The following is a 13266-nucleotide window of genomic DNA, read 5'->3' as shown; positions in this document are numbered from 1 at the left end:
TTAATTAAGCTTTGCTACTCTTTTTTCTGATCTATCATGAATCTTTTTATTTAAATACATATTTTCAAAATGAACATTTTCGTAGCAAAGTTAAGTGCCGACACATCTAGTGAGGACTTACATGATCTTTTCAGCCAATATGGCGAAGTAACTTCAGCTAAAGTGATTAAAGACAGAGAAACCGGTTTTTCTAAAAAATACGGTTTTGTTGAAATGGAAAATGACGATGAAGCGCAAACAGCTATAGATGAACTGAACGATACTGACTATGATGGTAGTCAAATCGTAGTTAAGAAAGCTCGTCCTAGAGAGCAAAGAGAAAGAAGAGACTTCAACAGAAGGTACTAATCATGAAGGCTGCCAATCGGCAGCCTTTTTCATACTTTAAATTTCCATCCCACCTACTCAAACTTTAATTCAACCACCCTCCTTTATATTTTCATCAAAATAGAGCCAGGTTTATTTCGCCCTGGCCCCAATCTTCCTATTTCAAAAATCACCTTTCTATGACAAATTGTTTGGCCATGGAAAAACGGTTACCCTGCAATTTGAGAATATACACCCCCGGAGGCAAAGCATTTGTACTTACATTAAGCCGGTTTGTTCCCCTTTCCGATTTCGCTTTTTTCCGTAAAAACTGCCGCCCAGATACATCGGTAATCAACAGGTTGTACCCTACTTCTTCAGCGCATTGGAAGGTCAGGTTGAGTTCATGATCAGCCGGATTAGGATACAAGTGCAACTCTGGTTTTTCAAATGTTGTACTTTTCTCAACAGCTGGTTTTCCCTGTACCGAAGCTGAAAGTAATTGAGATGTGATAATGTCAATTTCCGCAGCGGATGCCCAGGCATTGCCGTTGATTTCGGAGGTCGCCACTAACCTGATATAGCGAGCGGATACGACAGTAAAGTTCACTGTTTTTTCTTCACCGGTACTTGCATAACTCCAAGTACCGGAAGCTGCCAATTGCCAACTGTCTCCTGAGTTTACCTTTGTGTAAAATTCATATCCGGCAATGGTTCCGTTACTACTTCCATCTTGTCGTGGCAAGTATGTGAACCCGCCAATAGGGCTAACAGCCCCCATATCTACCTGAATTTCATGCGGGTGTACAGGGTCAGAATTATACCATTCCGTATGCCAGATGGTAGAAGGAGCATCGTCAAAAGCATTGATTGCCGCTCCATTCTCACCGGTAGTCTCTTCACTGTCAGTATAAAGCAGGCTCCAAATGGGTGTCGATTCGGTTGCTGTAATCTGAATCGTTGAGGAAATTGTTTGGGCACCAAGATTATCGGTAGCTTGGGCGGTTAGCGTATACGTAGCATATACAGGTAAAGTCCAACTAATGGAATAGGGAGTAGAGGTATCCGTACCGATGGAATTCCCATCCGCAAAAAACTCTACAGAACTCACACTTCCGTCCGGGTCACTGGCATCCGCAATAATTGTAATGGTTTCCAAAGAAGTATAATATTGCTGATCGTCAGGAGCAATGATACTTACTTGTGGCGATTGGTTATTCACAGGTATACCTCGCACATTGATTTCGGCAGCGGAAGTATACGCATTTCCGTTAATTTCAGACGTTGCGACCAAACGGATATACCCTCCTTGTACCGGTGTAAAATTCACTGTCTTTTCCTCCCCCGCCACAGCATACGTCCAAGTACCGGAACCCGCCAATTGCCAGCTGTCTCCGGCGTTTTCTTTCGTATAAATTTCATATCCGGCAATGGTACCATTCCCTCCACCCGGTCTTGGCAAATATTTGAGCCCTTCGATCATGTACTGTGCCCCCAGGTTGATTTGGATTTCATGAGGGTGTACGGGCTGACTGGCAGACCATTCCGTATGCCAGATGGAACTTTCGTCCCCATCAAAAGCATTTACTGCCGCTCCATTCTCACCGGAAGTTTCCTCACTGTCCACATACTCCAAGGTCCAGGCACTTTGAGAAATCAAAGACGTATCAACGACTTCTATTTGTACAATCTCCGAATAACGACTTGCTCCTTCATTATCTGTAACCCTTACACTGATATTGAAGGTCCCATAAGAAGGAATTTCCCAAGCCATTTCGTACGGAGCCGAAAGGTCTGTTCCTAAAGAAACCCCGTTGACAAAAAATTCCACAGAGCTCACACTCCCGTCCGGGTCGGATGCATTGGCAGTAAGTAAGAGGGTGTCCAAGGAGGTAAATTGCTGTTGATGCGAAGGATAAGTAATAGCGGCAAGTGGCGCTTGGTTGGACGAACCGCTGCCACTGAATAATGGAGATTCCCAAAGCCCTCTCCCCCAGGTGCCGGCACGGACTACACTTCCTCCCCGGGTGCTGCCATAGAAAATTTCCATTTCGGTAACTTCCACATTAGGCATGTTATTATCAAACAAAATCCAATCGTTCAGGGTATTGTCTTTATAATATATTGCGTGAGTGGTTCCTACATACAAACCTTCATCACTACTTTCGTCATAGACAAAACAAGTCAAAGATCCCGCACTCGTTAAACTTCCGGTAATGTTTAACCAGGAACTTCCTTTGTTAGAAGACTTGTATACGGCATTGGAACAAAGGAGGTAAACAGTATTTTCATCACTGGGATGTGAGGCAATGCCCCGAAGCCCCCAACTCTGTGGTAATGTAGCACTCAAATTACTAAAACCCGGATTTCCCGCAGTAATATTGTCACTGCGATACAGTTTATTGCCATTGGTCAACACATAAAAGAGACTGGTATTTGCCGAAGATTGCTCCAAGTCTTTGATATTATCACTGTTTCCGAAATCGGAGATCTTGGTCCATTGCGTTCCGGTTCTCACACTGCTATTTCTCCATACGTTTTTATACCCGATATACATCCAGTTGGGATTCGTTTTGTCCAATACATAATCCGTCACATACGGACCGCTTTCGGTAATCCCATAATTGTTGTTCCCTGCAATTCCCTGGAAACTTTGTCCGTAATTAGACGAACGCCTGATCGAACTGCCGTAGGTGTTATACTGATATTTGTGATCCGAATAATCAACCAATACCTCGGCACCGTCACCGGCAGCAGTGGCCCTCCATGCCCCGTTTTCATAAGAAATACAGCCATTGTCCTGTAAGCCTGTCTGGACGATATCTTTTTGAGAGGCACTTTGCCCGATCCGGTAAATCTGACTGATTGCCAAGCCCTCTAAAATTTCCGTCCAGCTATTATTTTGATACACATCTATCCCACCGTCATTGCCGCTATACAAAAGATTATTATGAGGAGAGAAAACCAAATCGTGCTGGTCAGCATGTACCTGATTTCCCCAATGTCCAATATTGGTCCAGGTTGTTCCGCTATTGTTAGAGCGCCAAACCCCGATTCCTCCTACATAAATTTGATTGGCATTGGTATTACTCACGGCCATACATAAATCATAGCTCCATTGCCCTCCCGTACCGTTTCCATCCGAAGCCCAACCTAAGATATTCGGGGAACTGGACTTCAGGGAAAAAGTCTGGCCACTGTCCGTAGATTTGTACAAACCGCCAAACTCTCTTCCTTCTGCTCCGGCATACATAATATATACTACATTAGGATTGGCAGGCGTTACACCCAACACCTTCCGGGGGTTGTTTAAGCCGGTAGTACTTCCTACAGTAATCAAGCTCCAGGACTCCCCTCCGTTCGTCGAGCGGTAATAATCTTTCCCTGCGGTGGCATACACTATTGTAGAACTTCCCGGTTTGTACCTCAGGTCGCGATAATTTCCGCTGGCGGTGCTTTTCTTCGTCCAGGTATGCCCCCCGTCAGTACTTTTATAAATCCCCTGGTTTGTGGCAGCCAAAAGGGTACTCACATTATTCGGATCAACTTCCAAACGACCTACTGTGGTCCCGGCCATTCCGGTATTGGAAGGTGCCCAGGATTGTCCGTCATCCGTACTTTCGTACACTCCGTCACCATCTCCCGAGCCGTCACGGTCTCCGGTACCAATCAAAATCCTGGAAGTATTGTTGGGATCGATAAAAATCGCAGACACGCCTATTTTAGACAGCATATCGGTATTTAAAGACTGCCAGGGGTTGTTGCCTGTTTTTTTCCACAAACCTCCGTCAGGAGCCCCGCAATACATAATACTCGGATCGGTAGGATGAAAAACCAGTGCATTGACCCTTCCGTTGCCATTCGGTTGTCCGAAACTTTGATTGGGATTTCCTACCGGACCAACAATTGACCAGTTACCATTATCGGTACTGGCACTCCTCCATGCCGCCCGGGTTTTCTTTTGTTTTCTAAAGCGAACAACTTCCTCGTGTTGGGAAATAATGCTACCATCGGGTTGCACTCTTGAGCTCACCGAAAAAGCCCACCTTTCAAATACTTTCCAGTTCAATCCCATGCGGGCACTTTTTTCTTTTGAATGTGTGCGGTAATATTCTTCATAAGCCCTTTGAACTTCAAAGAAGTTGGGGTCAGGTTCCTGCATGAGCTCAAACCAGTTTTTCTTACTATTCTCTTGAGCAAATGTTATCGAAAACAGTCCCATTGCACAAAAAAACAGCAAACACACTTTTTTACATAAAAGTAGACGCTTTTTCATTTTCAATTTGAATTTATGTGATACATTGGGTTATAAATATTCGGACCATGCTTTTAAATCACACCGGGCACACTGCCTCTGTTAAAAGCTAATGCCCTTTTTGGATCATGTAGGTTGAAAGACTTGATGTGATAAAGTACCTGATTTTTTCATCGTAGAGGCACTTGTTACAAACACACCGAATACCTGTTTTTTTGAGATGAAGTGTATATAATTCCAAGGCTTAAGTGATGCCAACGAAAGAGCGAGTGCCGTGGTAAAGCCAGTAAAAAATATACTTCTTTAACTTCTGAAAAATATTGATTTTTGATTAACAGTGCTCGGTCATTCCTCTTTGCATTGATAAGGCTTTTAGCAACTCGCAGTTTTATACAATTGCTTCTTTGCCTTTGTATTGATCACAGAATTACTTGGAACAAACACCTTACTTGAAGCTCTTGTTAAGGTTAATCCTTTTGATAGAGGGAAATGTATATAGGCCAAAAATCAGGACTCAAAAGCAAAGAAGCTTTTACCAGCGTACAAATAATCTTTCTGAGCGTACAAATACCAGGTATATGGAGAATTTTCACCGAGTGTTTCGGTATAAAGAGGGGCTTAAGCCAAAGTGTTTTTTAAAACGGGTGCTGAAATGACCACTGTTGGCAAATCCTACCTCATAGGCAATTTCAGAAATGGTCTTTTCAGAGGTTAAAATTAATTCCGCTCCTTTTTGCAATCGCACTAAAATGATGTATTCGCTGGCAGAATACCCCGTAAGACTTTTAATTTTTTGATAAAAAAGTGTACGGCTAAGTGGAACTTCGGCGAGTAAGGCTGTTACGTCAAAATCATGATTATCCAGATTTTGAAGAATGAGTTGATGAACGGTTTGTAATAAAGCCTTATCCGTTTCACCAATTTCCTTTGTGGCATCAGGAACTTCCGGTTTGTGGAAAAGGTGCTTTTCCTCATCCGAAAAGTCCTCTTTCTTCTCAAACCCCTTAGCCCTACTTCCGCTCTTCACAAAATACCCAAGCCCTGATACGAATAAAAGCAGTGACAATACTATCAAAATAAACGGATGGGTATACCAGGGGCGCGAAGAGATATCGACAAGAAGCAACAAGGGTTTGGTTTTTTCCTTTCCGGAAATGGAAATTGCTTCTAAAGAAAACGTATAGGAGCCTGTAGGAATGTCACTGAACTTTGCCGCATGATCCGGACCGGCAGTTACCCAATTTGTCATAAAAGGTTCCAGTTTGTAGTTATATACAAAATCCGTGGCCAGCAAGTCATAAATTCCGGTAAAGTGAATTGTAAAGGCTTCGCCTTGTTGGTAGGTAAGTTCAAGTGTATCCATGGCTCCTGAAGTTTTCGTATTGCTCAGCGGTAATTCCTTATTTTTTGCAGTAATTCCGGTAATATACAAATCCGGCAGTTTTAGCTGCTTCTCCAGTAAGATAGGATTCAACTTATTATACCCATTGGTCCCTCCGAAATACAAATTTCCTTCTTGGTCTTTCAGATGCGCCCGAAAAAAAAATTTATTCCCTTGTAATCCGTCATGTGCATAAAACCACTGTTGTGCTCCGGTGTTGGGATTAAACTTACACAAACCTTCGTAAGCATTCGTCCACAAATTCCCCTCCGAATCCGCTTCCAAGCCATACGCCTGAACCGTAAAACCTTGTGTTTCCCCATACCGGTGAAAGGATTTTGTACCCGGCTCAAAATGATACAATTCCCCATTGCGACTAAGCCAAAGCCGACCATCAGGAGTTTCCGTCAATGAATATATGATAGACTGAGGTGATTCTTCCGGATCATGAGGGAAAGGATACTCCAAAATACGATACATTTCAGTCAGTTCCGTTCGAGAGGAAAGCACCTGTTTTAAACCATTGTCTGTCGCCAACCAAAGATTACCTTTCCGGTCTTCATACATACTATTGATGTATTGACAGTTTAGCTCTTTCTTATCAAAATACCTAAATACATGCAATTCTTCATTTACAAGTGTCAAGCCTCCTTCTGATGCAACCCACATGTATTGATGACGATCGTACAATAAGGCCGTAACATGGTTATTAGCCAAAATGGGTTGGGACTGTGTTTCCAGATTCACTTGTTGATGAATTGATAAACCGGGGCTTAAAATATGCAAGCCATTTTGATACGTGGCTACCCAAATATATCCCCTTCGATCCTCCTCCAAAGCATGAATATACCCTCCTGGCATACTTTCATTGCCCATGCTAAAATGATGTTTCACGGAGCCGTCTTTACTTGAAAAATACAAGCCTTGCCCATCAGTCCCCACCCAGGTATTTTCATGGCGATCCATAAATAAAGAGAGTACCCGCACCGGAGCCCCCGACTGCCCTCCGGGAAAGTATTCGATACCGGGCGGCTCTTGCTTCAACAAAGAGACTCCTCCGAATTTGCTCCCGGTCCATATTTGTCCCTGTCGATCCTCCGTGATACAGTACACCGTATTACTGGCAATAGACATTGAATTTCCCTGTTGATGTTGAAAACGCCGGTACCTTAAGGAAGGAAGATGCAAAGCAATCAAGCCCTGTCCATCGGTTCCTACCCATAAGGTCTGCTCCCGGTCTTTTATAAGAGACAATACCAAATTGGCTTCCGGCCCCTTACCGGGCACATTTCCATTCAGCCACTTTTCAGCAGTTCCTTTCTGTAGATGAACATTCCATAAACCCTTGCCATCTGTTGCAAGCCAAAGGTCTTGTCCGATTCCCGGTTGAATACCTGTAATGGAAAAGTTATCAAACCTTTCATCAGCAATTATTTTTTGTTCGAAACGATGAGACCGGTATTCCAAGGATATAAGTTCACCCGTTTGTGTGCCAAGCCATAAATGAGTAGTGTCGGCATACAATGCAGTAATGCATGCCTTGGATATCTGCGAAAACGCCTCTTTACACCGGAGCAGAGAGTCATTTTGAGGATGGTATTGGAGCAGACCGTTACCATTCGTAGCAATCCATATATTGCCCGAAGAGTCCTCTGCAATAGCATTTATTTTTACTTTGGTCAAAGCTGTATACACTTCCGGGTCGAACTCGGTAAAACGGCCACGTGTATAAGAATAATAAGCCAATCCGCCCCAAAAAGTCCCTAGCCAAATATTTCCCTGCGCATCCTCAAACAAAGTAGATGCAGGACTTGCATACACCTTTTGAAATCCATATCCATCGTATTTCAATACTCCAGCCCCGCAACTCACCCACAAAAAACCCCGTTGATCCCTCAACAATTCATAAACCGGACCTTCTCCATACACTCCCTCTACCGGGATGGGGTACACCCGAACTGGCTCCTGCCCTATGGACCAACCATACCACAGGCATAAGATCATTGTAATAGCAATTTGGGTTTTAATAACATACATAGAAACAGCTATCTGCCTATTTGGTATTATTGACGGACTTAATCACAATGAAAGAAAAAAATAATAGGCAAAAAATCAAGTTTGCGCCTACATCCCCCATCAAAAAAACAGCCCGTCAGCCATGGTCCGGTGGGTATAATATGTATTCGAGGCAACGTTGCATTCAAGTACCCAGAAAGCTCTTACGAAAGGAGTCAGTAGTTGTGTTGGTGATATGGTATAGTAATTTATCGGTGAAAGAATCCATTTCAATTGACAACTCATTCAAAAATACAGAAAATTACATTTCTAAAAATCACCCTTTTCTACAAAAAAACCTTTCAAAGAATCAAGTAAACAACTGGTTTTTAGCAACAATGCTCTTGTTTTCTTTTTTTTCATTTCATAACTTAACTTCCCTTTACTGGGTAATAGGTAATTCCCCCCTGGCAAGAGTTATCGCTTTGAGAGCATTTTCTTGTATTAAATTCATACGTTTAATACCGTTAAAGCTCTCCTACAATATACCTATTGAAATACCTTCTACCCTATCACCTTTTTCGAGATTATTTATTTAAAAATCCATGATGAGAAAATTACTTCTTACTTGCATCCTCTACGGAATTCATACTTTTCTTTACGGACAAGTAATCCGGGTAAAAAACCAAGAAAATAAACTACCCGTAGAGGGGGCATTGGTGAAAGTACTTGGCAGCACTCAACAGGCTGTGACAGATGCCCATGGCAAAGCCCTGCTCAACGAGCTGAACAATAATGACTCTCTACAAATCAGCCACTTGAATTTCCAAACATTACTGACTACATACTCCACCTTGCGTCAACATGGGTTTCAGGTCGCTTTGGTAGAAAAAGTAGTCAATTTGGACATGTTAGTGTTTTCCGCGCATAAATGGCAACTGCCCCAAGAAAAAGTCGCCAATCAGGTAATTGGTATTGATGCCCGTGAAATCAGTTATTTTGATCCTTCAACTTCAGCCGACTTGTTAACGAACACAGGAAAAGTATTCGTACAAAAAAGCCAACTGGGAGGCGGAAGCCCCATGCTCCGGGGGTTTGCCGCCAATTCGGTGATGCTCGTAGTGGATGGCGTACGAATGAACAATGCCATCTTTCGCGGAGGGAACCTTCAGAATATCATCATGTTGGATGCCAATAGCATGCAGCGGGTGGAGGTATTGTATGGACCAGGCTCAGTAATGTATGGCAGCGATGCCATGGGTGGGGTGATGTCTTTTTTTAGCAAACGCCCCCAATTCAATCATCAAGAGGGAGAAGCTTTTGTCCGGTATGCTTCGGCTAATTTTGAGAAAACCACACACCTCAACCTGAATTTCGGCTCAAACAGATGGGCCTTTTTTACCAGCCTGACCTTTTCAGATTTTGACGATTTGAAAGCAGGAAAAAACCACCCGAAAGACTTTCCGGACTTTGGCAAACGAACCTGGTATGTAGAGCGATCCGGTGGAGAAGACATCAAGAAAATAAACAGTGACCCACACATCCAAAAGCACTCCGGGTATTCACAATGGAATCTGATGCAAAAAATAGCATACCAGGCGTCTCCCAAGTTGACGCTGGGCTATAACCTCCACTACTCTTCCTCTACGGATGTGCCCCGGTACGACCGTCTGATTGAAAGCAAAGATGAACAACCCAAATATGCCGAGTGGAATTATGGTCCTCAAAACTGGCTAATGCAATCTTTTAGTATAGAAAATAAGGCAAAAACAAGCTTGGCAGATCAATGGAAACTGTTGATGGCTCACCAATGGATTACCGAAGAACGCAAAAACCGGAGATTCAACAATCCCACACGGAAAGTAAGAAAGGAAACCGTCAATGCCTGGTCATTGAATTGGGATTTGGAAAAGGCGATACGGAATTCAAAACAGCATTTGTACTACGGGGTGGAAGCCATTTTCAATACGGTTCAATCCAAGGGCAAAGCCGTAAATATTCTTACCGGAGAACAAGAGAGAATTTCTACTCGCTACCCTGACGGGGGCAACCGCTGGACTTCCTTGGCAGCATATGTTAGTTATGAGTGGCAATTCACTGAAAAACAAACCCTCTCTGCCGGATTGAGGTACAATCATATATTCTTACATTCTCAATTTACAGACAGCGTTTTTTATAAATTCCCCTTTAAAAAAGCAGAAATCAATACGGGAGCTTTTAATGGCAGCTTGGGCTATGTTGTCAAGCCATGGCGGGCAACCCGGCTAAAAGCGGCTTTCTCTACGGGATTTAGAGCGCCAAATGTAGACGATATCGGAAAAACCTTCGATTCCGAACCCGGAACAGTCGTGGTACCCAATCCCGGATTAAAGCCCGAATACGTTTTCAATTGGGAACTAGGACTTGTACAAAACCTGGGCTCCAAGGTAACCCTTGAGGTAGTAGCTTATTATTCCCGGTTGAAAGATGCAATGGTAAGAAGGCCTTTCCTATTTAACGGGCAAGACTCTATTCCGTACGATGGACAATTCAGCCAAGTACAAGCTTTAACCAATACCGGAAAAGCCTATATCGGGGGATTGAGTGCCCACTTACAATTCAAGCTCAAATCTTTTAACCTACAGGGAAACCTGAACTATACCCAAGGGAAAGACCTGGATTCGGAGGAGCCTTTACGGCATGTTCCTCCGCTGTTCGGAAACCTGAGGTTGACATATCAATATTTAAAACTGCGCTCTTCTTTGGAATACCGTTACAATGCCTGGAAAAGAAAGAAAGACTTTTCATCTTCCGAGTTAGGCAAAGCGCATTTATATACCGGAGAGGGATCTCCTGCCTGGGGAATCTGGAATTTTCACTTCAGTTATCATTTCAAAAAATACCTTACGGTAAATATGGGCCTCGAGAATATTTTTGACCGGCATTACCGGCCGTACAGTTCGGGCATCAGTGCCCCCGGGCGCAATTACATCCTTTCGGTTAAAGGGTACTTTTAATTTTTTATTACCTCATAATCAATTCATTACCAATGGTTAATAAGCAAATAATTACACAAATGGGTACCTAGGCATTTTACCCCTCTTGGGAGCCTATGCTGTATTTCAAATCACTAAAAGTTAGCCCCCTCAGTTCCGGGATAAAGCAGTTTACAACATATTTCTCCCCTCCGGAAATACCACTACCAGAAGGATGCTTGTGAAAAAACGAGTGATTTCATTTGAAATACCCTCTAATATTAAAAAATTCTTTCTACTTTTGAATCATCAGATGATAAGATGAGTATACAAAGAATCAAACGAAAATCATTGGCCGAGGAGGTTGCTTCCAATTTGCAAAAACAAATCTCCTTAGGGCGTTATACAGCCAACCAAAAGTTACCCATTGAACCGGAGCTTATGAAGTACTTTGGTGTGGGGCGCTCAACGGTACGGGAAGCCATCCGTATACTCGTTAACTCCGGTTTTTTACGCGTTCAACAAGGTGTTGGAACCTTTGTGGAAGACTGCAAAGGGATCAAAGAGCCCTTACCCCAACGGTTGAAAAGAGCCAACTTGGAGGAAATCGATGAGGTCCGGCAATTGTTGGAAATGAAGATCGCAGAAAAGGCAGCTTTAAACCGAAGTGAGGAGGATATAGAGAAAATGAAAAGCTTTTTGGCTAAACGAATCAAAGCCGCCCACGCTAATTTACTGGAAGAATGTGTAGAAGCTGATATTCAGTTTCATATTGCTATTGCGGAAGCTTCAAAAAATGCGGTACTGGCAGATTTGTATAAATCGTTTGCCATACAAATACAAAGTTCATTCTTGGATATTTTTCCGGATACCGAGGCATTTAAAGAGGCACAGGACTTACACGAAAAACTGTTGAAAAGTATCATCGACCAAGACACGAAGATGGCCTGGAATTGGGTCGCCAAAATAACCGGCCATATTTCTCAATAATCCGACTCCGGGGAGTGAAATAAGCCGATCACAGATCTCCATTCATTCCCGGATTTCATCAAATACAGTATCCGATTCACTAACTAAATTTCATTTTGATGGATCGTCTGAGGTAATTCATCAGATGATCTGATTTTAATCCAGATACAATTATGGGAAAATCTTTTAACACAGCTACTGCCACTGCCTCCAAACAGTTGGCCCAACAAACCGTTTTTCCAATTTTATTAACTATTAGCTTTGCGCATTTATTAAATGACCTGCTTCAGGCTGTCATCCCTGCTATTTACCCTCTCATGAAGGAAAAATTCAGTTTGACTTTTACACAAATCGGCCTGATTACCTTTACTTATCAGCTCACGGCTTCCTTATTACAGCCCTTTGTCGGCTATTATACGGACCGTACGCCCCGGCCTTATTCTTTGGCATTCGGGATGGGTTTTACGTTGATTGGCTTGGTTGTACTGTCCATGGCTTCTAGCTTTTACATCATGTTGATGGCGGTAAGTTTAGTGGGAATCGGCTCCTCTATTTTCCATCCGGAATCTTCCCGGGTGGCTTATCTGGCCTCTGGCGGAAAACGCGGACTGGCACAGTCCATTTTTCAACTAGGGGGTAATGCCGGCAGTGCTATCGGTCCACTGTTGGCTGCTGCCATTGTGATTCCGTATGGTCAGCTCCATATCAGTTGGTTTGCCATCGGGGCAATCCTAGCCATCATCGCCTTGCTTAATATTGCCAAATGGTACAAAGCCCATTTGAATTTGAGAGTGAGAAAAAAAATTATCCTTGAAGACGAAAAGCCACATGGATTGTCCAAAGCAAGGGTGTTTTTTTCACTGGCCATATTATTGGTGCTCATCTTTTCCAAGTACTTTTATATGAGTAGCATGACCAGCTATTTCACGTTTTATTTAATTGATAAATTCCAACTCTCCGTTCAACAATCACAAATCTACTTGTTCGTCTTTTTGGCCGCTGTAGCTGCCGGCACTTTGCTGGGCGGTCCGCTGGGCGATCGTTTTGGCAGAAAGTACATCATCTGGCTCTCCATTTTAGGAGCCGCTCCCTTTACCCTCTTGTTGCCGTATTCAAACTTGTTCTGGACCAGTATTTTATCCGTACTGATCGGTTTCATTATCTCATCAGCTTTCTCGGCCATTCTGGTCTATGCACAAGAACTAGTGCCCGGAAAAGTAGGGATGATAGCCGGCTTGTTTTTTGGCTTTGCCTTTGGTATGGGTGGACTAGGCTCCGCGCTTTTAGGAAAACTGGCTGACCAAACCAGCATTGATTATGTTTTTCACCTTTGTGCTTACCTTCCGTTAATAGGGATCGTTACGGGCTTTCTTCCCAATATCGAACATAAAAAGCGCTGATTTTCA

At 43.1% G+C, this 13266-nt stretch carries 6 protein-coding genes; 4 read left to right on the top strand and 2 right to left on the bottom strand.

Translation table 11 applies throughout. From position 1 onward, the window contains the following. Window positions 1-69: 69 nt before the first annotated feature. Entirely contained in the window at window positions 70-348 is a 279-nt protein-coding gene (rbp, locus tag AAG747_RS22060; protein WP_346823403.1) for an RNA-binding regulator, read from the top strand. Between the two features lie 148 nt (window positions 349-496). Here the strand turns inward: rbp and AAG747_RS22055 are convergent, their stop codons facing one another. Together AAG747_RS22055 and AAG747_RS22050 are read right to left on the bottom strand one after the other, a co-directional pair. Continuing rightward, the gene (locus AAG747_RS22055; protein WP_346823402.1) at window positions 497-4468 is read right to left on the bottom strand and encodes a discoidin domain-containing protein; all 3972 of its coding nucleotides are present in this window, start codon (window positions 4466-4468) and stop codon (window positions 497-499) included. A gap of 682 nt (window positions 4469-5150) precedes the next feature. After that, window positions 5151-7979, bottom strand: coding sequence for a two-component regulator propeller domain-containing protein (locus AAG747_RS22050; RefSeq protein ID WP_346823401.1), 2829 nt, complete (start codon window positions 7977-7979; stop codon window positions 5151-5153). Between the two features lie 563 nt (window positions 7980-8542). Between AAG747_RS22050 and AAG747_RS22045 the strand changes: the two genes are divergently transcribed. From AAG747_RS22045 to AAG747_RS22035, 3 genes are all read left to right on the top strand, one after another. After that, a complete protein-coding gene (locus tag AAG747_RS22045) occupies window positions 8543-10933 on the top strand; it encodes a TonB-dependent receptor plug domain-containing protein (RefSeq protein ID WP_346823400.1) in 2391 nt (796 codons plus the stop codon). A gap of 279 nt (window positions 10934-11212) precedes the next feature. Beyond that, on the top strand, window positions 11213-11881 hold the full coding sequence (locus tag AAG747_RS22040; protein WP_346823399.1) for a FadR/GntR family transcriptional regulator: 669 nt from the start codon (window positions 11213-11215) through the stop codon (window positions 11879-11881). 152 nt (window positions 11882-12033) lie between these two features. Continuing rightward, window positions 12034-13260, top strand: coding sequence for an MFS transporter (locus AAG747_RS22035; protein ID WP_346823398.1), 1227 nt, complete (start codon window positions 12034-12036; stop codon window positions 13258-13260). The last annotated feature ends 6 nt before the right edge of the window (window positions 13261-13266 follow it).

Source organism: Rapidithrix thailandica, assembly GCF_039710355.1.
Classification (GTDB): Bacteria; Bacteroidota; Bacteroidia; order Cytophagales; family Flammeovirgaceae; genus Rapidithrix; species Rapidithrix thailandica.
The sequence above is the reverse complement of the archived record's forward strand: the minus strand, read 5'-3'. Positions and strand labels throughout refer to the sequence as shown.